The sequence below is a fragment of the Photobacterium malacitanum genome, from assembly GCF_900185615.1.
GTDB lineage: Bacteria > Pseudomonadota > Gammaproteobacteria > Enterobacterales > Vibrionaceae > Photobacterium > Photobacterium malacitanum.
Genome location: NZ_FYAK01000010.1, coordinates 62,973 through 88,630 on the forward strand (window position 1 = coordinate 62,973; position 25,658 = coordinate 88,630).

Consider the following 25,658-nt stretch of genomic DNA (forward strand, 5'->3'; position numbering starts at 1 on the left):
AAAGCGTATCGTGTTTTATTTTATATAACGTTAATCAAGGTGCAAAAAAAGACTATGTTTTTTTTGCTGTTTAATTAAGCTGAAAGTTTACAACATAAAATGATTGCAGTTGTCATAACGAAATAAACACTAACTATACGGTTATAGTGAGGAAGTGTTAACAAAGGAATAAATGGAATAAATGAGGACTGCCTCGTAAGTTAATTGTTCAGAATTAACTCAACGAGGCATAAGATTTTCGTAGCCAAATGAATTTATGCTCAATCATTAGCATAAACAATAGCTGTTGTTTTGTTTTGTGGCTTTGACCTCATTATTGCTATTTTTCATAAAAAAAAATCGAATCCCACTTGCATAGGATTCGATTTTAATCATTGTTAATCAATAACTAACAATGTTGTTGTTGCGGTTTATTAACGTTACTATGCTTTTGCTGCGTGTTTATCTAAATATTCTAAAACAAGTTTACGATCAGCAGCACTTAACCCTGCTCGAGGGAACATACTTTGCGTGATCCCTTCCCATTGCGCGCGTGTATGTGCTGCAGGGTTAGGTGCTGCGTGACACATAGTACAACTAGCATAGAAAATTTCCTGACCACGGCTAATCTTCGGTGCCGCTTTACTCGCATTGGCTTTATGCAGTAAGGCTATACGACCATCAATGTTCAAATCAACCATAGGTAAAATACAACCATCATTCGGTCCAGTCGGTTGCTGTATCATTGGTGGCTCATAAGCTTTATTAGGTGAGCATGGATTGGTACATTTTTTATAATACGCCAAACAGGTATTCGCACTGGTACCTTGGCTTAGTCCGCCACATGATTGATCTGATGTCAGAATATTAATCTGGCCACTATTACAACGACCTAGTTTATCTAACTGTAACCATGCACCTTCATGAAGACAGGCAACGCCACGGCGAACTTCTTTTGATAATTTAGCACCACAAAGTAGCGCACCACGTTCATTATGTAACTCGACAAGATCGCCATCAACAATACCTTGATCATGCGCATCTTGTTCGTTAATCAACAAATACTGACGACCGTCAACACATTCATAACTATTGGTATCTGCGTTTGCCATTTGTGAGTGTAAGCGCATCCATGGGTGTGGGCTCAGAATATGTAATTGACCTTTTTTAGCATTACCTAAAAATTCAAACGGCTGCATATATGTTGGTACAGGTGGGCAATCATCAAGCTTCATTTTAGCGATAGATTCGCTGTACAGCTCAATTTTACCTGATGGCGTATGTAATGGGTGTTTCTCTGGATCATCATAAAATGCGCCATGACGTTGCCAGTAATCCGCTTTTTCTGGCGTTGGCATCACGGTAACACCATCTTTCCAGAACTCATCAAACGGTTTGATTTTAGCGGCAGTGGATGATTCATATGCTGTTTTCAGCAATGTCATCATATCTTTACCAGTGGTGAACTTATCTTCTACATGGAAGATTTTGGCTAAACGACGGAAAATTTCAAAGTCATCTAAGCTTTCACCATAAGGTTCAATCACTTGCTGCATAGCATAAACTTTATTATTGCTATAGGTGCCACCAGACGTTATATCAATCCGCTCTAATGCACTGGTTGCGGGTAAAACAATATCGGCAAATCGCGCTGACGCACACCACCATGTATCCTGACAGACATAAGTCTCAACTTTATCATTCATTGCTTTAATCAAAGCATTGAGGTTTTGTTGATGTGAGAACAGATTATTACCTGAGTTATATACCATTGATATATCAGGGAATTTTAACGTTTGACCATTATAAGTAAATGACTTACCAGGATTACGTAGCATTTCAGCTTGCAGAACAACCGGACAACCCGCAGAGACAGGGTTAAAGCCTTGACCTAATGTCACAGGCAATGAAGCACCTGATTGTGGCATACCGCCGTTACCATAATGCCAACTAAAACCAAAGCCTTCACCAGGTTTGCCAATTTTACCAGCCATAGCTGCAAAGTTAATAATTGACCAGTGGATCATCTCGCCGTGATCAGCACGTTGCACTGCCCAACCAGCTGCAATTTGGGTTTTTTTCGTTTTAAATAGTACTGCGAGCTTTTTAATTTCAGCCGCTGAAATACCAGTAATTTTAGCCGCCCACTCAGGCGTTTTGGCAACACCATCTTGTTTACCTAATAAATAATCAAGATATTGTTCATAACCAACGGTATATTTTTTCAAATATTCAAGATCTGCTAATTTTTGATCTTGTAAATGAAAAGCCATCGCATTAAATAACGCAGTGTCAGTACCGGGAATAATTGATACCCACTCACTGTCTAAATTACGATCGGTTGTGGTTCGTTTAGGGTTAATTGAAATGAACTTAATCCCTTTTTGTTTCCACTTCAGCCAATGACTTTGCATTTGATGATCTGCGACACGAAACTCAACTCGGTTGGTTTTCCAAGGATCACTGCCAACTAACACAAATACTTCGGTGTTTTCTTCAATAACAGGCCACGCTGTTTGAGGTGAATATACTTCCATATCACCGACAATGTGCGGCAAAATAACAGTTGAAGCACCCGCAGAATAGTCACCAATCGTGGTACTGCAACCACCGATTAAATTAAAGAAACGTCCTTGAACAACAGGTGGGCGTAATAACCCCGTATTTGACCAACCATCATAAGATGAATCAAAAATACCTTGGTTACCTTTATTTTCAATGGTATGCAAAATAGCACTGGCTGTTAATTGTAATGCCGTATCCCAACTTACTCTCACAAACGGTTCTTTACCGCGTAATTCAGGTTTAGTATCCCCACCTAAATTTTCTAAATATGATTTACGTACCATTGGATATTGAATACGTGTTTTATTATAAGTTCGGCTTAATAAGCCTTCTAGTAACATTTCAGTTGGCTGTGGATCAAGTTCTTTACGCGGTTGAATACCAACTAATTTTCCGTCTTTTACTACACCATAGAAAGGCCCCCAGTGACTCGCACTAGGAATTAAAATTGTATCATCAGCAAATGCAAAGTTTGCGGGGAATAATGTTAAACCATTTGCTGCAATAGCCGTGGCAATAGCTGATTTTAAAAAGTTACGACGAGAAATAGGCATAATATCTCCAATTGCCATTTATATTCTAAGCGTCTTGAAAATAATGATATTCAACGTATTTAATTTAACACTAACTAGTGACAACAAATCGCTTGCTGTCAGTGGTATTTATTAGCAATACATAATTTATCAAATATTCTTAATAGCTTTATTTTTTTATTTATACATATGGATATATTATGAATATTACGCTTTATTTCAGCTTAAAATAAATCTTAATATAACAAACACTGATTCTATAAATGACTTTATAAACAATACAATGTTTGATATCGATTATGATTTGAATATAAAAAATACAAAAAAAATCCTACGATAAACACCGTAGGATTTTTAAAATAGTAATTTCAATTAATGCTTATATTTTATTATTAATTATCGCGCACCAGCAGGTAACGAATCAGCATGTAAGAACTCACCAATACCCGTATCTGGTGGCGTTGAGTCTGCAGCCGCTCCCCATAGTTTATTTGGCGTATCACCCATTGTGAATACCAAATCACCACCGTACATGATTTCATCATGAGTTAAGTAAGTACGGTTGAACGCTTTACCATTAAAGGTCGCATTTTGAATAAAGATATTGTCACGGCTAACATTCTTCGCAGTAACATTAAACGACTGACCATTACCCACATCAATTGAAGCCGTTTCAAACATTGGCGTACCAATCTCATAGATACTGCCCGCATTCACTGGGTAGAAACCTAAAGCTCGGAATACAAACCATGCTGATAGCGTACCAAAGTCATCATTACCACAAATACCATCGGCAGTGTTGTCGTAACAAACGTTAGTCGATGCCGCAATCGCTGCTTGAGTCTTCCATGGTTGACCTACGTAGTTATATAAATACGGGACATGAAGATCGGGTTCGTTACCTTGAACATGTTGACCAACGTTACCGGTATTAAACACTGGGAATTGGTTATCACCAGCATTACGATCTGGGTAAGTTGACCAGTATTCATCTAAACGGGCGGCAAATAGTGCGCCATCTTTAGCGTCAGGATTAGATTTACGATCAACTTGAGTCATGAGATCTTTTAAGCCATGCATATCGTGTTGCACGCTAAAGAAGTATTGCCAACCGTTCGACTCTGAGAACGCCCAGTTAAACATATCAGGACGCCAGTTTTTACCTGCCGTGCCATCAGTTATCGGATCGACCCAGTTCTTATCAATAAATTGACCATTATAATCACGGGCTTTAAACCAGCCTTTCCACGGTGTATTAGGCTCACCACCAAAATCGAACTGTGCTTGCCAGTTATTAGAACGGTCTGCAAATTCCGTGTAACGCGAATCCTCTTCACCAAACACTAAGGCAATTGATTTAGCGATCATCCAATCATTCATTGAATATTCAAGTGAGTATGATGCTGTCCATGAGTCTTTAAATGGTGAGTGCTTACCATACGCATCAGCTTCGACATCATGTAGCTGTGCTGGCACCCAACCATTTTTTTCATACTCACTGATCCACGAAACAGCTGAGCCACTACGTGCATCGGTTACCATCGCATTGATCAAACGCGCTTTAATATCATCTTGCTCGGTTTGACTAAAGCCAAGCTCAGTCATACGCGCATCAAGAATACCTTTTGCCAGTACATCATAAATAACCGGAGTTGAGTGCATCCCCATCATCATGCCAGTTTCGTTACCTTTAAATGTCCATTCAGGTAGACGACCTTTACGTGGTTGACCAGCATTACCTTCTGCATCTAAAGGTGTAAATTCTTCTTCTGCATACGACAACATTGATAACACCACATCAGCTAATGCATTTGGCGTCAAAATAGAAGCAAGCGGTTGCACGTTACGGTATGTATCCCACAGTGAGAAAGTATCATAACGAGTAAAGTCGGCCACACCATCGTTATTTGCATCAGCTAAACGAATATCATCCACTAATGGTGCTTCTTTACCCCACGATGGACGACCTTTTGGATAAGCATTACGGCCTTGGAAGGCACGGTAGTATTTACCATCCAGATCTGAGTGGGTGGTTTGACCTAAGAATGCATGGTACATCGCGGTATAGAAAGTCTGCTTATAGGCTTCATCGCCTTCCACTTTGACTTTACCTAATAACGCTTCCCACTCATTAGTGGCATCTAAACGTACTTGATCAAAGTTTTTATTTGCCACTTCAGTCAAGTTTAAGAATGCACCGCTTAATGGTGCTTTATTAGTGCCATCGTTACCAATCGCGGTGCTTGATAGAGCTAATTTTGCTTCAACGGTTAAGCCTTGTTTTTCGGTATCAAATTCAACATAAGCACGTGCATATTGATATTTACCAAACACATCCCGATCATTTATAGCATCATAAGTTTGAGAGCCTTTAATTGAGCCTATTTCAGTAAAATCAGCCGGCGCATTAACGTATTGTTTAGTCTCTTTGTCGTAATAAGCAAAACGAACATTTTTGATCGGTTGATCAAACTCCATCACAAAATATTCTTTTTGAGATGCAGCCCAACCATCAGATAAGCGGTGACCAATCAAACGGTTATTGTCTTTATCCCAACGGATAAATGAGTCTGAAGTGTAATCCCAGTTAAGTTTAAAACCAGTATTAACAATGATTTCTGACTTTTGGTCACGCGGGAACGTATAACGATGAACACCAACACGATCAGAAGCAGTTAGCTCGGCAGTAATATCATAATCAAGTAAATCAACTTTATAGTAACCCGCTGTTGCTTGTTCATCTTGATGTTTAAAATGCGAGGCTTCTAAGTTAAGCGTTGCTGAGCCTTCATTGATCATAAAATCAGAACGCGAGTTAATTGGCATTACCAAAATATCATTGAGATCACCCGCGCCAGCCCCTGAAAGGTGAGTATGCGAGAAACCACTGGTACGTGCATCATGGTAGTAATAGCCTGAGATATATTCCCAACCGTTAGAGCCATTATTAGGCGATAGTTGCACCATTCCGTTTGGTGTTGTTGCACCAGGGTAAGTATTGCCTAAATTACCAGTACCAATAAAAGGGTTCACATAACGGGTAACATCCATGCCATCTAATTCAACTGGCACATGGACACCCATATCGATCACTGGCTTTTCTGTGCTTGGCTTATCATCACAATCTTCATCACCTGTTGGTGGACAGACAGGCTTATCCCCTTCCTCTACCGGCGGTAAGGTATCGCCACTATTAGGGTGAGTAACAGTAATATTGTTGGTTTCTTCATCACAGCCTGTTAGACCAAATGTGCCAGCAATAACGGCCATTGCAAGTAGAGTACGTTTGAATTTCATTTCAAATCCTTTTGTTATCGATTTAATTGATGTTCACAGTCAGAGTTATCATTCATGACCACGAACATAATTTGATCGTTATTCTTAAATGATGTTCTGCATCGTTATTGGCGAGCATTATTAAGAATAAATACTGAGGGCGATATAGGATTAATTACGCATTCACTGCATATTTGTAGCGGTTATAAATAGCTGGAACAAAGCTCCCATTGCTATATGGCGATATTTTGGCTCAATATCACAGTTTATAATTATTGAATTATGAGTAATGATATACATTAATTTTTCATTTAAATAACAATCGTCACAGAGCCTAACTATTGGTTTAGGCTGCGTGATATCACATAAAAAACCAATGGATATATTTGTGCTATTAAAGCATCTTTTGTCTAGTTTCAATATTTATAAAATTATCGATAATATGTTTACAAATGAAATATGTCTTTTTGTCATTGTCTTCCCCGAGTAATGATTTTTAGCAGCATGCAGTCCCCCGCTCATGCTGCCTTTTTATTTATATCTTATTCTCATCAATATATTCCTTAGTATTCTTTCAATCATCTCCCCTATACAGCTATAGCAACATTGACGTTTCCATTTGCTACGCACAAAAATGCTAGTACGTTAGGTCACTTCCAGCTTAAAAAGCAATGAGATCCTTATCACGGTTGGTTATTACGGTTACAAATGTCCTATAAAAGCGTCGTTTCTCTTCTATCTTGCTGACAATGAAGTGCTTATATTGACCCCATTGCCCAAGCATTTGATTATTTAACAGCAGGAGAAAACCATGAGAGTTGTCGCGATCACCGCATGTCCAACAGGAATTGCACACACTTATATGGCTGCCGACAAACTCACAGAGACAGCAAAAAAACTTGGAATAACAATAAAAGTCGAAACCCAAGGAGCAATGGGAATTGAAAATCGCCTCACCGAACAGGATGTTGAGCGCGCTGATATTGTTATTCTCGCCGCCGACATCAATGTCGAGCAAAGCGATCGTTTTAATAAACATCGCTGTCTAGAAGTTTCTATTCAAGATGCACTCCAGCATCCACGACGCATTTTTTCTCAATGTCAGCAACTGTTGTTAACTCACCAATAATATTAAATAAATTTAAGGCGTTTTATTTATGACTCATCAATTTTCGTTTCAATGCGTATTACCTAATGGCATTCACGCTCGCCCAGCCAATCATGTAGAACAACAGTGCCGCCAATTTGAATGTCAAATTACACTCACCAATCACCGCACGAATAATTCAGGTGATGCAAAAAGTGTTTTAGCCTTAGTGGGCACAGATACGCTATTAAATGATAACTGCACCATGCGCTTTGAAGGCGCAGACAGTGAACTGGCTTGTCAGACACTTCAAACTTATATTGAGCAACAATTTCCCCATTGTGATGAAGCATTAGAGACCTTAGCTGATGATAACGAGATCGTGTTACCGCAATCATTGTTACGCCACCAGCCACATTTGATCACCGGTAAACGTCTTGCGCCTGGTATTGGTTGTGGTGTTTTAGTTGCTATGAGCCAAGTCGATCCACAACAGTTTGCAACAGCAGTACACGATGACAATGAAGCACAACGTTTTGAGCAAGCACTCGCGCAAGTTAGTACTCACTTAAATCATATCATTGCTACGGGATCACACCACGAGCAGGAAATCACTAGCGCCCATTTAGCGATTATTAATGACTCCAGCTTCATTGATGGCGTAACAGCACTACTAGCAACCCATTCAACGGCTAATGCTATTTTGGCAGTGATGGAAAAACTGTGTCATCAACTTGAACAGTCAGCAAGCAGTTACTTACGTGAACGCGTACTGGATATCAAAGATGTATCGCTCCAATTATTAACCGCCGCTTACCCAACCGTGCTTGATAACCAAGCTGAATTTTCACTCCAGCAACCCAGTATCGTGATCGCCAACGATTTAACTCCAAGTCAATTTTTGGGGCTGGATAAAACGTTACTGCAAGGCTTGGTGTTAACCCATGCTGGTAGCACTTCACACACCGTGATTTTGGCGCGAGCGTTTAATATTCCAACCTTGTCTGGCATTGAAATCAAAGACTGTGCGAGGGCATTAAATCACCATGTTTATGTTGATGCTCAGTTAGGGGTACTGGCTATCGAGCCTAGCACTGAAGTTAGTGGTTACTTCGATCGTGCCATCACATTGGCGAATACGCTTAAACAACAGCAAAGTCAGTATGCCCACCAGCAAGCAACCACAGCTGATGGTCACACGATTGAGGTCGCTGCTAATATTGCCTGTTCAGTCGAAGTGGATAATGCGTTTGCACAAGGTGCAGAAGGTATTGGTCTGTTCCGTACTGAAATGCTATTTATGGATCGTCACCAAGCACCTGATGAAGAAGAGCAATTTAATCATTACCGAGAAGTATTAACTGCTGCTAATGGTAAGCCTGTGATCATTCGCACCATGGATATTGGTGGTGATAAGCCAATTGATTACCTTGCCCTCCCCCATGAAAATAACCCGTTCCTAGGTTACCGTGCGGTACGTATTTACCCGCAGTTCTTAGCGCTGTTCCACACCCAATTAACGGCTATTTTACGTGCCTCGGTGCACGGTAAAGCCAAAATCATGATTCCGATGATTCAGAGCATTGAAGAGATCCGCTGGGTTAAGCAACAGCTAGAACACGTTAAACAGCAATTAACAGCCCAAAACATCGCTTTTGATGCTGATATTCAGCTCGGTATTATGGTTGAAATTCCATCAGTGGCATTTATTGTCGATTTATTCTGTAAGGAAGTCGACTTCTTTAGCATCGGCTCAAACGATATGACCCAATATTTATTAGCGGTTGATCGTGATAACGCCAGTGTATCAAAACTGTATAACAGCTTAGCGCCTGCTTTCTTACGTTTATTAAAGCAAGTGGTTACTACTGCTCATAGCCATGGTAAATGGGTAGGTTTATGTGGCGAGCTTGGTGCAGACAGTAAAGTATTACCACTACTTGTTGGCGCTGGCCTTGATGAAATCAGTATGAGTGCGCCAAAGATTGCCGCTACCAAAGCACAACTTACAGAAATTAACTTTGCCGATAGCCAAACACTATTTGCACAAGCATGTGAGTGCGCCACCATTGAAGAAGTTGAGACATTACTAGAACAGCGTCATGCTCAAGCCCAAGTTAAACCAATATTAGTTAAGCAATGTGTATTTAAAGGTGCTGACTTTGCTAATAAAGAACAAGTGATCCAAGCGCTAGTAGGTAACTTAGGTATTCAAGGCCGTACTGATGACGCCTATAAGTTAGAAGAAGATGTATGGGCACGAGAAGCAGTATTCTCAACCGGTTTAGGGCATGGATTTGCGATTCCACACACTAAATCTGACCATATTCGTCATTCAAGTATCAGTATTGCTCACCTTGATAAACCTGTTGATTGGATGTCTGACTCTGGCGACGTCGATTTCGTTATCATGCTAACGTTGAATAAAGACCAAGGTGATCAGCACATGCGTATCTTTGCTGGCCTTGCGCGCAAACTTATTCATGAAAGTTTCCGTGATAGCTTACGCCAAGCAGAGTCACCAGAAGCAATTATTGCCATTATTACTGAACAAATTGGTTTATAAGCCTTAAACCAGATAAAAAACAGCCCCGCAGTTGCCATTAAACAGCCATTGCGGGGCTTGATTATTTTACGCTATCAGCAAATTACTGGCGTGACATATCCAGTGGGAAATTATCAACCGTATCTGGTTGCTGATCATTATCATCATCAAGATCTTGAATATCAGGTACGGTGTCATTATCACTATCTGTCAGATGAGTGCGGGTTATTATCTCATAGGCAATACCACCATTAGCTTGATTAGCATTGTCATCAAGTTGCATCACATCAAGTTGGTAAATACCACGAATATTATCTGTGATTGCCATTGGATCAGCTTTAAACAGTAGTTTAACCACCCCTTCATTTTGACCTTGGTTATTTGAGGTTCCAACCGCATTTAGGTTACGAATAATATGCGGTAATTGAGTGATCGTTTGCCATTCATCGTGACCGGTAAAGTTAACTAAATTGATCTGTAATTGACCGCCTTGTTGTAAAAAGCGCTGCTGTTCTGCGGTACCTATCTGTAAAATAATAGGGCTGTTATCCTTTGCGATACTACGCGCAATAAAATTGATTTGTTGGGTTAAATTAGCTAATAAATCAACCACATTCATATTACGCCAAGCAATATTATTGTTATAACGGGTATTATAATTAATATTACTGGTTTCTGGGTTAGTCATGGGATCTTGTGGGTTTACTAACCGCGCAATTAAACAGTAATGGCCTGTACTTGGTGGTGTCCACCCTACTGTCGCATTCGTATCAGCACCGACAGCTAAACTACCTATGGTATCTGTGCCCAATAACGTCCAATCTGCAGGCCATGATAGTCCCGTTGCTGCATGCGCCCAATACACTTCAACCGTGGTATTAAAGGCTGTGGCTGCACCGCGATTCTTAACATTAACGTTGATTTCGTTTGGCTGACCATATTCAGGGTTTTGATGGCTACCTGTACTACCAACAGTGGTACGGTTCCAAATGGCTTTACTGCGCCACATACTTTGCCCAACCATATTTGCGTCAGGCTCATTACCGGTATCTGGCGCGGTACCTGTGTAATCATAATGAGTATCTTCAACCCAAACATCAGCCGTATCATCACAAGCAGCAGGGATCGCGAAGCCATTAGTCACACTTAGACTATTATTACTAACCGAAGTCGCATCAACGCCCAAACCAAAATCTGCAAAGGCTTGCCACACTAAACACACATCTTCACCAGCGTAATTATCAATTGCTGCTTGAATAACACCATCACGGGTATCTATAAAGCTTGGTGAACAAATGGTATTTTTTAGTCCTTCAGTAAAATATAGCAACGCGCGTTGGTTACCACTGCCTCCCATCGCATTATATAAATCACTATCAAAACCATGTTCATTGACTAATGCCCAATACACTTCCCAACCAGCCTGTGCCCATACCGAGCCAACACCATGAGGTACTGACATGCCAGAGGTAATACTTTCATAGGTATAATTATTAATTGCAGGATCGGTACTGTATTGTTGCGGACGAATACCAGCGCCAGTTATTGGTTGTCCAAGCACATAAGTTCCCATGCCGCGAGGATCCGCCCCTGTCATTCCAGCAGGATGAGTTAACATGATGGCGTATAAATCACTGATCCCTTCTGATGGGCGTTGATAGTTACTTAAGCAGTTAACATTAGTCGGGCCACCAACTAAGCGGTTAGAAATACCATGGGCATATTCGTGAACAATAATCGCGCCATCATAATCACCATCTCGCTCAGGCGTGGTTAAATTCCATAAATACATTTGCATTCGAGGTCGACTACCATCGGCAGGGGTATAGAAATTAGCATTGTTATAACCGCCGCCATCTTGTGCTTCAGCCCGCACATCATCACCACCCAGCCCAGCACCACCGTATTGATTCACCTGAAAGTTACCGGATGCTTGATCAAAGCCATACAGGTAAGTAATGTCATGAATAATATTATTCCAGTAAAACAAATTGGCTGTTGCAGCGTAGCTACTATCTGCTGGTGGCAATGTTAAATCTAATGGAAATAAACAGTTAAGCCCAGCACCACAATCAGGCTCTGTTCCTGTTGGTGAACCACTATTATTCGAATCATTGTAAGCATGAACGTTATTACCACGCATAATGGTATATTCAGCACCAATGCTGGCATCAAGATCATGCCACTGCCATGGTGAACCAGGGCTGGCTGCTGGGTTAGTGAGCACTTGACGGCTATTTAGCGGCGTAGCATGGTTTGGCGATTCAACCGGAATGGGGAACGCCTCATAACTATCGCTGTCTACTTGATCAAAGAATGCCAATACATCACCATTTTGAGCATCCACCAGCATTTGGTAAACATGGCGTTGATCGTGGGTAAATAAAATAAAACTCCACGCAAGACGTAATTGATCACCTTTGACAGGAAAATAGACCAATGTAGCCTCGATCGGCTCTTTAGAGGCTGTTGTTGCCGTTAGCGTCGTTTTTTGATCGTCACGACTAAGATCTTCGCTGTCGATCTTTGGTTGATGAGTCAGGTTGATCCCGACTTTTCGAGCACCATTAATGATCGCCTGTTGCACAGACACCGCCGGGGTTGCTTTATTAACAATGACTTGATCAACCGCGGGTGAAAAACCATTGTTAACACTTAAAATACGCCCATCACGATTAACATTTACCTGTAGTAAGGCATTAAAAATATCACGCCCATAACGTTGTTGTTGAAAGTAATAGCGTTGTGAACCCGTCGCTTGTGTTTGACGAACTTGTTGACTGACATTCGCCAAATCGGTGTCAGATAACCGTAGTAAACCACGTTGTTGATTAAGAAACTCCATCACGACCACTGCTGTCGATTTGGTCGGATCAGCTTCGGTTAAATAACCGGTTTGATTATAGATAACCCGCGCAACACCGGTTTTTTTATCGTAATCGACATTCAACGTCGGTAGTCGCTGCGCCAATGTTGTTTGTGCATTTAGCTGTGTCGTGGTGGGAGTAATATTAACATTGGCCGTTGCTGCAACTCGCATATCATAATTGGCCGTTTCAAGATGATCGGTTGTATCTTGGCGTTGTGATAAATATAAATCAACGTTATTAATACTTAATGGTGCCGCAGTCACGGCTTTTTGAGCCGTAAATCCAATTGCTTGCGCTTTAATATCATGCGCCCCAACAGTAGCCATAAAGACCAATGCTCCGTCAGTGGTAAAGGCATCTTCGCCTGTAATACCTATCGGTGTTGGCGCGTCATCAATATAAACTTCAGCGCCTTTGATCGGGTTACCATTAGCGTCATAGACATTCACCACAAATTGCGCATTTAATGCCGTCACTACATCAACCTCAGAATCATTAAAGGTCACTTGGCAACCCAAGGTTTTATCTTGTTTGGCTAAAATAAAGTTATCTGAGGTACAACTAGCAAAAGCACTCACCGACTGATTACTTTCATCAAAAAACTTAAGGGTTAAATAAAGCGCGTCGCTATTAGCATCTGCAAAACTGAGATTCAGTGGTATCGTCGCTTGGTAGGCCGTATTTGGGCTTGTCGCTGGCGTTAGCGTAATCGCATTATCAAATACAATCATGCTATCAGGGTTGATCACTTTTAGTTGAGTACGTAAATGATTAAGGCCATTGACATGATCAACAATATTACTTGGAATCTCGATAGTTAAGTTGGTGCTATCTCCCTGAGCGTCAAAGTTAAACACAGCAATAGCCATTAAAGGAATAATATCGTACTGAATATCTGTCGTTGTTGCGTCAATCACTAATGCTGAATTAGGTAAAGCCAGTTTGCCTATATGTTGGTTATCATCATAAAAATTAACCCCGAGATCGTAATTACCAAAGGCAATATTAAAATAGAGATTGGAACGTGAAGTGGCAGGATTAATCGCAAATTTCATCTCTGCGGCATTATCAATCGCAATTCCAACAATAGGGTTATTCAATGCCAATAGGTTTAATTGCGCCGCATCAACATTAAAAAATAATTTCGCCATTTCAGGATTAACCGATATTTGAGTATCAATATTGCCTAAAACTGGCGTTATAACCATATCAATTAACGCATTGCCGTTCGTGACTGCTGTTGTCAACTCACCATAATAAGCTTGTTGATTATGCTGTAAATTAAGCACGAAATGATAATTAGCAGGGGCTAAGCCCAAAGTGGTTGCAGATGATATGGCAAAACTGTCGACATCTAAATAGGCTTTCCAATCAAAATCTTCAGTGGTATTTTCATCGAGATTCGTTACCGTTAGTTTTCCCGCAATTAAAATAGGTGCTTGAACATTTTTGGCCGTTGTTTGATTGTTATTATTTAATACTTGAAATGCACTAAATTTAGGCGAAAAATCGACCTTTACAGTATCAACCTTGGCGCTATTCTCATTACACCCAATGAGTGAGAGTAAGACACCCAGTAATATTCCATACCAATAGTGCAATCCTTTCATAATACAACCTTCTATAATTTTAAATTATAAAGTCAGCATTCCTGACACAATTTAAAACTATAGTAATAACCTATAATTGCTTATGTCTTATTATAAAGAATGCCTTTATACCCCATAACAATGAATCCTTTTTCCCATCTTCAAAATGATGCAGATCGCATTCAAACATATCTAGCGTTTATTGGTTGTTTTACGGCAGCTTTTAGCTAGTTCATCATCTTAAAATCACCGACTATGACCACCAACGCATAGCATGTTGCTAGCAATTGCTCCAGCCTCTTAAACAATAAGGAAAGAGTAATGCAAACAGGTTATTGGGCAGTTGATGCTTTTATTCTTGCCAATATCATATTGTGGATCATTGTCTGCGGTATTTTTATCTATCAGCAGCATACCCACGGTGGATCATTGGTTAGCCAATCAAAGAGTACCTCTTTAAGGAGTAGAAAATGACCCCTAAGACACTTGGTTATACCACGATGATTGTTTCAGCGACCCTTATGGGCTGCGTTGGCTTATTTTCTCGTAATATTAATACCAGTGGTGATGTGATTGCTTTTACGCGGATGATTGTTGGCGCTATCTGTATTTTGGCGATTATGTTGTATCAAGGCAAAGCTCAGCAAATAAAAAACGTTAAATTAACTCCGGCAGTAATAACCAGCGGTATTTGTTTAGGATTATGTTTGGCCGCTTATGTTTCTGCGACCCAATATACCACCCTAGCCAATGCGGTATTTTTAATTTATACCGGCCCTGTTTTTTCCACTATTCTCGCTGCAATTTTCCTAAAAGAAAAAATTTCTGCCTTAACAGCATCGATGTTAACCGCGGTTTTTATTGGATGTTTATTTATTATCGGCATTATTAGCTACCAGCCTCAAACTGGACTGACATTATCACTGTCGTTTTCTAAACAAAATATGGTGGGAGATATTCTTGGATTAATGTCTGGCATCGGTTATGGCCTGTATTTATTCTTTAGCCGCTATAGAACCGATATTAGCTCTGATTCACGCTCTCTGTTTAACTTTTCATTTGGTGCAATCGCGATTGCAATCTGCTTTATGGTTAACCCACCCTCACTGGCTGCCATGGATAGCACGTCATGGATATGGTTAATTTCAATGGGGTTCTTTATTGGTTTTGGCGCATTGTCATTATTAACCATTGCCGCTAAACATTTAAAAGCGGCTGAACTGGCCTGTATTTCTTATTTAGAAACCGTGGTTGGCGCAGGATTAGGTATTTTGGTCTTTAGTGAATCATTAACCGTCTTGCAAGCAATTGGTGGTGTATTGGTTATTGGCGGTGGTATGGGAGAGATTGTGATTAATATCATCAAAAAACGGGCATTAACTCAGAAGCCGCAATCTCACCAACCCCATCCGCAACCATAAGGTGACACGGTATGAATACCTCACTCAATTGGAGCTTGCTATTAGTGACTGTTGCTATCATGGTCGGTTTAGCTCTATACAGTAATAAAGTAATGCATAGCAACAAGGGTGAGAGTGGTTTTTTATTAGCCGCCAATTGTTTAGGTCCCTTTATTGGGGCCTCAACCATCGTTGCCACCGCATTTTCTGGTTGGGGGTTTATGGGATCCCCTGGCGTTGCATATAAATATGGTGTGATTGAACTGTTAGGCAATTTTTTCTTTGCGCCAGCGATGATTTTTGCAGTGCTCTTTTGTGCGCGATTCTTACATCAAAAAGCCCAAACAATGGGAACACTCACGATTGCTGAATATATTGCTGTCAGCCACGATGGCCCAGAGTTCATCAAACGTATTACTCAAGCATTCAGTGCGATTATCACCATCGTGTTGTTGCTTATTTTTCTTGTCGGTCAAATCAAAGCATTAGGGCTATTAGCTGGACAATGGCTCGGTATCAGCCAAACCACTGCCTCATTTATTATGGTGGCTATTATTATTGTTTACACATCTATTGGTGGTCTAGCAGCGGTCGCTTTTACAGATACCTTTATGGTGCTCGGCATGTGTTTATCCGCGATTATTATTATGGTGACCATTTTTACAGATCTACCGCCGCAACTATTAATTGAACAACTCAATACTATCGATAAAAACCTATTAGCGCCGCAAGACTCTGGCCCCTATGGTAGCAGCCGTTGGCATGTTCTAATGGTGCTACCCTATGCGTTTATTTACAGCGCGACCCTGCCCTATATGTCAGTACGATTTATGGCATTTGCCAATACCACTAAATTACATCATGTCGCCGCTTATATGACCCCAATGGCGTGCTTATTAAGTTTAGTGCCTATTGTCGGTTGCTATATTCGTGTCAAAGTTCCCACCTTAACCAATCCTGATGATGCGATGCCAGTGTTTCTGACCCAATTTTTATCACCCTATTTATCCGCAATTGTTACTTTATTTATATTATTTGCAATGAAATCAACCGCTAACTCAGTATTACATGCTATTTCAGGTGCAGTATCTCACGATTTACGTCAGGCTCTGTGGCCACATTCATCACTGACACCAAAGCAGCTATTATTGTTAAATCGTGGTGCAGTATTTGGATTAGGTGGAATTGGATTTATTATTATGCTGTTTGCACCACCGTTTATGTTATCGATGTTAGCTATTTTAGGCTCGGGAACATTAATGGCTGCGCTGGTCGCACCAACCTTATTGGCACATTGGCTACCGAGTAATATTTATGCAGCATTGAGCGCATTAGTGATAGGTTTTTTTAGTGGCTGCTTATTGTTTGTAGAATTTAACTTAGGGTGGGTTGAAGCACCACTGTATGCGTCACTATTAGCGTGTTGTAGTTATGCGCTGGTGGCAAAGTGTAGCCAACATCAATTCATTGCTGAGTATTTACGTTTATCGTAATCACGGCCCATAAAACACAACAACAGCATTATGTCACCGTTATGCTGTTGTTGTTATTGTTGTTAGTGATGATGATTGTGCCATTTAAACCTGCCACTGATGAAATTGTTTTTGTAACTGCCCTTGGATTGATTGTGAGTTACCAATATTTTCCCGTAACGCCACATGATTAGCGCGATAACATCGAGGGGTTACCTGTAATAGTGTTTTAAACTTTTCATTGAAGTTTGATAATGATGAAAAACCCACTTCAGCCCCAATATGAGCAATACTCCAATCTGTTGAAACTAAGTACCTTGCTGCTTGCTTTACTCGCTGCTCAATCAAATATTGACGAAATGTTATCCCTAGATGGGTATGAAAAAAGCGTGAAAATGTACTTTCTGCCATATGCAATTGCTGAGCAACAATGGTCACTGTCAGTGGTTCAGCTAAGTTATTGGCAATATATTGCAGCACGCTACCAACACGGTTTTCAGTTCTTTTGGTGGTAGAAAATGCAAGTTGATGAGTTTCTAGTATTTTACTTGGTGAGGTTTTTGTTAATTGATCAAGTAACATTAATATATTGAGCAATTGTTTAAAGTCAAAGGTGTTCTCTATGTTATCCATGATCTCAAACAGGGGTTCTAGCCACTCACTTTCAAATAATAATCCTTGCTTTGCATGATCTAACATATTTTTTATATTACTAAACTGGACACTATCAATAAATGTTTGCCCTAACGCATTTAAACGAAAATGCAATATATCACCGACACTCTCCTTGTTATTATCAATACTCATTTTAAACGGATGAAAAGGTGCTAATAAAACTAATTGCCCTACCACTAGCGGCATTTGAGTTGATGATAAATGTAATATGCAGCCATTTTGTTTAGGGCGTATTAATATATAATCAGCACCAAAGATAAAATGCTTATTTTCAGTCAGTGGTTGTAAATCAAACATCAAAAATTTAGGCGTATTTGCTATAATTTTCTGATACATAACCGTCTCCCCCTTTTATAACCTCCATTATTACTACTTTATACTGCAGTGCTAGATACTTTGATTGAAAATGAGCGATTATTCACTGACACGATATCTTCTTTTTTTAGATATGTGATATTCCATCGAGCTTTATAAGTAATAATTGAAATTAGCATACCAAGAATGCCATAAATATCATTTATGCAATTATCTTTTATTCTTAAAAATAAGCAGTTGTAATAACCGCTATAAATACCATTCTCAGCATATAATCGACATTTATCAGCAGAACTTCGCTATAAAATGAATTTTAAAAGCGCATTATTAAGTCATTGAAGAGCACAACACATCGCCTTCAACAGCAAGAAGCAGTTATATAACACATTGTTAAATAACAATAATAAATGCCTGTTATCAAATATCTATCAGCAATGTGCCAATAAATACTGTTTCAATACAACTATTCGTTCTCATGGAGAATTAGCAATGAGTATTTCTAACGACCTTTATCCAAATGCTTCGTTACCTCTTGAGCGTAAAGAATCAGGTGTACCGTATGTTCGACCAGGGCTACACGTTGAATCTTATAACGATTTTGATCCTCTTCGCCATGTAATTGTAGGTATTGCTGATAACCAACATATTCCAGAAGCTTGCCCAGCAAGTAATGAAAAAATACCAGCAGATTCGCCAATGCGTGGCAGTAAAGCAGGTCGTCGTACTCAAGAATCTATTGATCGTGCTAATGAGTGTTTAAATGGCTTTGCGCAAATTCTAGAAAATCGCGGTATTATTGTTGATCGCCCAGGGGCTGTTGATTGGCATGATCGTATCAATACCCCTGACTTTTCAATTAGCTCAGGTTTTGGTTGCATGCCACCTCGTGACTGCTTACTCACCATGGGTAAAAGTATCCTTATGGCACCAATGAGCTTCCGTAGTCGTTATTTTGAATATTTAGCATATACCGATCTTCTTCGTGAATATTTTGAATCAGATCAACAATGTATGATTGAACAAGCGCCACGTCCACGCTTATCTGACGATAGTTTCCGTATGGATTATGTTGCAGCCTACGAGTATTTATCCGATGAAGAAACAATGGCGCGTTCATTAAATAAAGAATACAGCACCAAAGAAACAGATATTCTGTTTGATGCCGCTGATGTGATGCGTCTAGGTAAAGATATTTTTGTTCAGCATGGTCTGACTACCAACTTAGCCGGTATTCGCTGGATCAAGCGTAAATATGAGCCAATGGGTTACCGTATTCACACGTTAAGTTTTGCCGATAACCATCCGATTCATATTGATGCAACATTCTGTCCACTACGTCCAGGATTAATGCTACTTAACCCACATCGACCGCTGTTTGCCGGCCAGCGTGAAATATTTGAAAAGAATGATTGGCAAATTGTTGAAGCGGTTAAACCGGCATGGGATAACCCACCACCACTTTGTTATTCAAGCACATGGCTATCAATGAATACACTGATCATTGATCATAAAACCGTCTGTGTTGAAGCCAGTGAAAAAGCTCAAATGGAACAGTTTGATAAGTTAGGCTTTAACGTCATTCCAGTTGATTTACGTGATGCTTATGCATTTGGAGGTGGTTTACATTGCGCAACTGCCGATGTATGGCGTGAAGGGACACGTGAAGACTATTTCCCAAATCAGTTTAGTGGTTCACACAATATTGAGCACTGGGAATACTGATCAATAAACCGTTTATATTCGCCCTTTAATAAGCAAATATTAAAGGGCTTTTTTATTGCAATAATCATTTGATTCAGCATAAAAAAAGAGCCCATAAGGGCTCAAAAAAAATCATATCATACTTTTAAATGTCGCATTATTGTTCCTTTTGTATCCTTACAAACGAAAAATATACATTCAAAAGCAAAAAGGTTATATCGCTGATAATTATCAACCAAAATAAATTTCTTTTGTCAGTATCAAGTAAAGTATTAATTTAATTAACACTTATAAATACATGTTAAATATAGACAAATAGCGAAATATCCATATTTATAATGTTCCACCTAATGACAGATAAAATGAACTTTCACCAGTCGATGTTTGACCATAACTTAAATATACTGGCCCTAAAATAGAATCAACAGCAACATAAACACTACCAGCAGTCGTTGCAGTATTCCAACTCATTGCGGATGAAAGATCCCATACACCGCCTCTTTCTAATGAGCCACCAACATAAACCGGAATTTTAATCGCCCCAAAATTATTATCAATAACACGGTAGCGATACACTAAACTTGTCAGTGCACTGTAACGACCATTTAATTCATAACGATGATAGCCTGATAAATTAAACAAGCCGCCCAGATCTTGTGCATAAATAGGTAACAAATCATCAGCATCTGAACCTGCCGTTTTAATTGAAGCAACTAAAGTATGTCTATCATATGTAAACGGTTTTATTAGCGATAAACTGTAATATATCGTATCGCCACTCATTTTTTCACCAGAATCAGGGAAGCGCAGAGTATTACTATAGCCAACTTCACTATTTAAATAAGAGCCATGGGTGGGAAAAAAGAAACTATCTAAATCATCATAGGTAAAATTAAGATAAGGTCCGTATAGATCATATTTTTCTTTTCGATCAATTGAAGCCACACTAATGCTGCCTGATTGCCCTTGATAACCTAGCGTAAGAGCTGCCCAAGGCTTAATGTTCCACCCCATTTCAACATAAGCATGGGTCTGATTATATTTAGCATCAATATTTTTTAATTCTGTCTGGATAATATTATTATAATTAAAATGATCAAAACGGCGAATTTCATTACTGGTTTCGGCACCAAATGCGGTGAAATAGTGTTGCTGATAATCTATAGGAAAATAAAATTCAGTGGTGATTTTTTTCCAGCTACCTAATTGCCATTCAAGTAACCACTCACCGCCTTTCTCTGTCAGATCTGTATAAATATATTGTGCACCAAAAGAAAAGTCAGAGCGACTTTCAAAGTCATCTTCAAATGCCAATGTAAAGTTTAAATATCCAGGCCCCCAAGACTTTTCATTGATATCCATCACTAGAATATTTTTATTATTTTTTTGTTTTATTGAATAATTTATTCGCCCATAAATATCTTCACTTTGAAGTCGTTTAACGGCTTGCTCTAATTCATCATTAGAGATTACTTTTCCGGTTTTCAACTCTAATTGTGCTAATAATGTTTTATCAGGTAAATTAGTATTATTTACAATTTCAATATCATCAATAAAATAAGAGTCATGTGCAGAGAGATGTACTCGACGGTTATTTTTTTGTTTATTATATGCCGCATACTCTGTTGGCGTTAACTGGTAACGTAATAACCGTGGTAATGATGCAATCGCTATTTTTCGACCTGCTTGATAGGCTTTATCTAATTTATCAAAATCAGCAGCCGTCATAAAAGAAACATTTGGCTGTAAATAAATATCGGTTGGTTTCATTAAGCTTTTTTGATAATCAGCACTGGCATTGGTCATGTAAGTTGTTAACTGCGACACAATATTTAAAGCACTGTCCAAATCTTTTTTAGGCATTAAGCTATCACGAAGATCTACTGCAATAATAACATTAGCACCTAGCTGTTTAGCGACATCAACGGGCATATTATTCACCACACCGCCATCAACCAATAATTTATTATCTAGATGCACCGGTTTTAATACGCCGGGTACTGTCATTGACGCTTGCATTGCAGTCGCTAAGTGACCAGAGCCTATTACAACAGGCGTCACCTTAGTAATATCAGTCGCAACACTACGATAAGGAATTGCTAAACGATCAAAGGTACTTAATGCGGGTAAATTATTGGTAAGTTGACGTAAAAGTACCGCTAAACCTTGGCCTTGAAAAGCCCCTGGACGAGATTTAAATTCACCGTCAATATCTAAGCCTAAATCGGTATGTAACTGATAAGTATCATTTTGTTTTTTTCTACGTAGCGATAAGTCATTACGACTAGCACGATCTATATAACCCGTATTCCAATTGGTTTCAAAAGTACGTTGTTTAACTTCTTGTGCCGAGAGCCCCATCGCATACATACCACCGACATAGGCTCCCATACTAGTACCAGTTACGATATCAACGGGAATGCGATTTTCTTCTAGAACTTCAAGTACCCCGATATGAGCGGCACCTTTCGCTCCCCCTCCACTGAGCACTACCCCAATTTTAGGACGTTCGATAACGGGACGATCTGCCGCTGCAGCATAGACATTAGCAGCTGGTGTACTAATAATAATACAAAATAAAATCCTGCTAAAATCCTTTTTACTGAACAACATCGTCTAACTCCGCTAACAATAATACCTATATCACATAATACATCGCTAATATCATGCGCTAACTAACTGATATTTATTAAAGCAAAAAGAGCGCCTATAAGCACTCTCTTTGTTAATACTCTTTTGTAACTACAAATTAAATCCCTTTAGCTACATCGTCTAATGCACTTAAAACTTGTTCGGTAATATGGCCTTCATGGACGAGCTTACATACTTTGCGGCGAACAGCTAATCCTGAAATTAAACGTTCAATGGACAAATGACGTTCATCTTGGCGACTGTTATACAATTCAACCGTTTTACTTAAGGTTTCATAACTCACACGTTCTCCTGCCACATGCAGCCAATCCAGCTTCTCTAAATAGCCCTGACACTCTTCTGTAATTGTCGTGGCTGGATGACCAGTCATTGCAGACAAAGCGGTTATACTACGCTGTAGCGCTTCAGAAGAAGTATATTTAGATAATACGATAGTTAATTCATCTGCATTGATTTCAACTAGATGCTTACGCAACTTAATCCGGCGACCTAAACGACCACGAGGACGTGGTTCTTTACGCTGAATGGGTTCAAATTCACCATCAATGATCGCTGAAAGTTGATCCAATGCTTGTTTCGGCATAATTTCATTACGTAATGGGTTCGGCATTGTTGGTGCCATATTACGTTTGCCTTCGTTGGTTGTTTTCGCGCGAGAATAACGAATAACTTCTTCAGCATCCGATTTAATATCAATACGGTAATCAGTGTAGCGTTTATCCATTTCTTCTGCAGAAATCGTTAAGTGATAACCCCATAGATTTACCGCAAACATGGTTTCTGTCACTTTGCCTTCAGCCAGTTTTTTTAATTCTCGTATAATATCTGAAGAGAAGCGACGCCATTCTATGTTTCTAGCAAGCTTTTGATTTAGTTCACTTAAAAGCATTGAATCGACCACTCGTCGAGACATACGACTTCTGAAAAAAGTGTATAACTGAAACACTAAAGTATGTTGACGTAAAATCTCAGGCGGAAACAAAAAGAAATAATCACGGGTTAACAGTTCATCAAAAAAAGAAGGTTCCCACACCAAAATATACAGATTAGGTTTGATGCGAATTTCACCATCTTCACCTTCTTGAGGTGCTTCTTCTGATGCGGTAATAGTACGTGCTATAAACCTAAATCGATCACTTTTAAAACCTTCTGGCATGTTTTCACTCAACCAACGGCCAGTTAATTCATGTAATTGAAAGTCTGTAAATTCAATCCGATCAATACTTTCACGAATAGAATCACGTGCAGGACCACTGTCTTTTTTACCTCGTAATGCCAAAATATCAGTAATATATACTGGTGTTTTATTCGCCATTGAACGTAGCTGGATTTCATAATCTGCGAGATGATGATCATGGTATTGTACGGTTAATGTAAATAACGCAAACAATGTCATAAGATCATCAACAGTCATGATCGACTTTGAAGATCGTGTTTCGATGATCGCTTTAGTGCCGCTGATCGCAACCATGGCTTTTTGATAATTTTTCTTTGTTCGTGGTGGTGCTAAAGCTTGATCAATAATTCCCGCCCAACTTGTCGGTGATACTACGATTTGATCAGCTTCATCTGGCATTGAGGGAGGTGTACCTAAACCGTATTCGGTTAGTAGACGCCGATTAACATGATTTTGCGCAAGGGCTTTAGAGCGTTTTTGTTTTTCATGCTGTTTAAATTGCTCTGAGAGTAAACTTCCGGTTCCAAGCTGAGAAATCAGTAAAGCAGGATTGATAAAGTGATGAAGCATCGTCTTACCTGCAAGACCTTCTTCAAAACGTACTGGTTGTTGATTAAATAAACCAACTGCAACCGCTGCTCGTAAACGCTGTTGAATTGCCGCTCGTGTTAACTGCCCTTCCGTTGCTTCAATAAGCTCCGTTGTAGAGACCATACCATCTTGGCTTGATAAGCCACGTAATGAAATGATGTTCAATAGCTCAATAATACTTTTGGTTACGCCTTTAAAATGCTGATACTGAGGTAGCCAATCAACTAAATTTGCTGGGATCACAAATAGATGACCATCTTTGTGTGATCTTGGCGCTTCGATCAATATTTTATCAATCGGATTTTTTTTTGTATTTCGAGCGGAATTCATTTGTCATTAGCCGTAGAAGCATCATCTTTCCGTAAAGATTAATAGAAAAAGATCAAGAAAGAAAGTTTTTTATTTAAAGTATTTAAAACTGATCTTTATGATTAATTCTGATCTTATTGATTACATGATCTAATGATCCAGTGATTTTTCCAGACATAAGTTATTGTTTATAGTATTAATTATTTTATAGTGTCTTGGAACGATGATCAAAGCAAATACAGAAACATGATCATATAGTGCTTGAAAGCATGATCATCATCACGCTGGAAAGATGATCATATAGAACTTGAAAACATGATCATAATAAAATCGAAAGCATGATCATCAGCCGTATTCACCTTTTCCACAATGTTATCCACAGGGAGATTAAATATAAGATTATTTGAAGCCTCAAAAGCCGTTATTTTGGTGCTAGCTGCGATTTTTAGGGCTGGAAAGATGATCACCATGGCGTATTTTCAAGTTTTAAGTCGTTATCTGATGCTCAAATATTCAATCTGTGTCGAATTTTAAGTTGAATTGACACTTAATTGAAATGACATTCAACGTAAAAAGTCGACCAAACATCATCAATCCGTTGTTGGATCAATGATCATCACTGATTCAGTGTATTTCAATCTTGGTTTGATGCTTCAATCTGATGCTCATTTTATCATTTTAACGTTATCTTTATCCGCTCTAACCCCTTATTGAATCAGCACTCTCCGTAGTTCGCCTGATATTTTACATGCTTCCGTATTGTTTGCTCTCGATGGTCGATCTTGATTACTGCTCTTGATCATTTTTCCGTTACTAATACGGCCAAAATACACTGTAAATAATGGTTTTTTAATGATTAGCAGTGCTTGATCATCGTTTCATATTTGGTTGATTTTCTATGGAACAATGATCAAGTGTTGAG

11 protein-coding genes are annotated in these 25,658 nt (G+C 39.3%); 5 read left to right on the plus strand and 6 right to left on the minus strand.

The window, feature by feature from the left end; all coding sequences use genetic code 11:
* Positions 1 to 422: 422 nt before the first annotated feature.
* Positions 423 to 3,098 (minus strand): molybdopterin-dependent oxidoreductase, encoded by a 2,676-nt coding sequence (locus PMAL9190_RS16595; RefSeq protein WP_087846149.1) that lies wholly within the window; start codon positions 3,096 to 3,098, stop codon positions 423 to 425.
* A 375-nt stretch (positions 3,099 to 3,473) separates the two neighbouring features.
* A complete protein-coding gene (locus PMAL9190_RS16600; RefSeq protein WP_087846130.1) occupies positions 3,474 to 6,374 on the minus strand; it encodes a GH92 family glycosyl hydrolase in 2,901 nt (966 codons plus the stop codon).
* Positions 6,375 to 7,164: 790 nt separating this feature from the next.
* Here PMAL9190_RS16600 and PMAL9190_RS16605 point away from each other — a divergent pair.
* Positions 7,165 to 7,482, plus strand: a complete 318-nt coding sequence (locus PMAL9190_RS16605) for a PTS fructose transporter subunit IIB (protein ID WP_087846131.1) — start codon at positions 7,165 to 7,167, stop codon at positions 7,480 to 7,482.
* 28 nt (positions 7,483 to 7,510) lie between these two features.
* Positions 7,511 to 10,006 carry a phosphoenolpyruvate--protein phosphotransferase gene (gene ptsP / locus PMAL9190_RS16610; RefSeq protein WP_087846132.1) on the plus strand — a complete coding sequence of 832 codons (2,496 nt, stop codon included), beginning with the start codon at positions 7,511 to 7,513 and terminating at the stop codon, positions 10,004 to 10,006.
* 82 nt (positions 10,007 to 10,088) lie between these two features.
* Here the strand turns inward: ptsP and PMAL9190_RS16615 are convergent, their stop codons facing one another.
* Entirely contained in the window at positions 10,089 to 14,465 is a 4,377-nt protein-coding gene (locus PMAL9190_RS16615; protein WP_087846133.1) for a M36 family metallopeptidase, read from the minus strand.
* 449 nt (positions 14,466 to 14,914) lie between these two features.
* On the opposite strand from PMAL9190_RS16615, the gene PMAL9190_RS16620 reads away from it, so the two are divergent.
* On the plus strand, positions 14,915 to 15,865 hold the full coding sequence (locus tag PMAL9190_RS16620; RefSeq protein ID WP_087846134.1) for a DMT family transporter: 951 nt from the start codon (positions 14,915 to 14,917) through the stop codon (positions 15,863 to 15,865).
* A gap of 11 nt (positions 15,866 to 15,876) precedes the next feature.
* On the plus strand, positions 15,877 to 17,337 hold the full coding sequence (locus PMAL9190_RS16625) for a sodium:solute symporter family protein (protein ID WP_087846135.1): 1,461 nt from the start codon (positions 15,877 to 15,879) through the stop codon (positions 17,335 to 17,337).
* Positions 17,338 to 17,421: 84 nt separating this feature from the next.
* Here PMAL9190_RS16625 and PMAL9190_RS16630 read toward each other — a convergent pair whose 3' ends face one another.
* Positions 17,422 to 18,327: an AraC family transcriptional regulator gene (locus tag PMAL9190_RS16630; RefSeq protein WP_087846136.1), complete on the minus strand. Its 906-nt coding sequence runs from the start codon at positions 18,325 to 18,327 to the stop codon at positions 17,422 to 17,424.
* Positions 18,328 to 18,795: 468 nt separating this feature from the next.
* Between PMAL9190_RS16630 and PMAL9190_RS16635 the strand changes: the two genes are divergently transcribed.
* The gene (locus tag PMAL9190_RS16635; RefSeq protein ID WP_087846137.1) at positions 18,796 to 20,028 is read left to right on the plus strand and encodes a serine/threonine protein kinase; all 1,233 of its coding nucleotides are present in this window, start codon (positions 18,796 to 18,798) and stop codon (positions 20,026 to 20,028) included.
* Between the two features lie 312 nt (positions 20,029 to 20,340).
* Here PMAL9190_RS16635 and PMAL9190_RS16640 read toward each other — a convergent pair whose 3' ends face one another.
* Positions 20,341 to 22,620: a patatin-like phospholipase family protein gene (locus PMAL9190_RS16640; RefSeq protein WP_087846138.1), complete on the minus strand. Its 2,280-nt coding sequence runs from the start codon at positions 22,618 to 22,620 to the stop codon at positions 20,341 to 20,343.
* A 136-nt stretch (positions 22,621 to 22,756) separates the two neighbouring features.
* Positions 22,757 to 24,757: a replication initiator protein RctB domain-containing protein gene (locus tag PMAL9190_RS16645; RefSeq protein WP_087846139.1), complete on the minus strand. Its 2,001-nt coding sequence runs from the start codon at positions 24,755 to 24,757 to the stop codon at positions 22,757 to 22,759.
* Positions 24,758 to 25,658 lie beyond the last annotated feature (901 nt).

What these genes read in the sequence shown, in the direction of transcription:
- PMAL9190_RS16595 (WP_087846149.1), bottom strand. Translation starts at nt 3,098, where the DNA reads ATGCCTATTTCTCGTCGTAACTTTTTAAAATCAGCTATTGCCACGGCT.
- PMAL9190_RS16600 (WP_087846130.1), bottom strand. Translation starts at nt 6,374, where the DNA reads ATGAAATTCAAACGTACTCTACTTGCAATGGCCGTTATTGCTGGCACA.
- PMAL9190_RS16605 (WP_087846131.1), top strand. Translation starts at nt 7,165, where the DNA reads ATGAGAGTTGTCGCGATCACCGCATGTCCAACAGGAATTGCACACACT.
- ptsP (WP_087846132.1), top strand. Translation starts at nt 7,511, where the DNA reads ATGACTCATCAATTTTCGTTTCAATGCGTATTACCTAATGGCATTCAC.
- PMAL9190_RS16615 (WP_087846133.1), bottom strand. Translation starts at nt 14,465, where the DNA reads ATGAAAGGATTGCACTATTGGTATGGAATATTACTGGGTGTCTTACTC.
- PMAL9190_RS16620 (WP_087846134.1), top strand. Translation starts at nt 14,915, where the DNA reads ATGACCCCTAAGACACTTGGTTATACCACGATGATTGTTTCAGCGACC.
- PMAL9190_RS16625 (WP_087846135.1), top strand. Translation starts at nt 15,877, where the DNA reads ATGAATACCTCACTCAATTGGAGCTTGCTATTAGTGACTGTTGCTATC.
- PMAL9190_RS16630 (WP_087846136.1), bottom strand. Translation starts at nt 18,327, where the DNA reads ATGTATCAGAAAATTATAGCAAATACGCCTAAATTTTTGATGTTTGAT.
- PMAL9190_RS16635 (WP_087846137.1), top strand. Translation starts at nt 18,796, where the DNA reads ATGAGTATTTCTAACGACCTTTATCCAAATGCTTCGTTACCTCTTGAG.
- PMAL9190_RS16640 (WP_087846138.1), bottom strand. Translation starts at nt 22,620, where the DNA reads ATGTTGTTCAGTAAAAAGGATTTTAGCAGGATTTTATTTTGTATTATT.
- PMAL9190_RS16645 (WP_087846139.1), bottom strand. Translation starts at nt 24,757, where the DNA reads ATGAATTCCGCTCGAAATACAAAAAAAAATCCGATTGATAAAATATTG.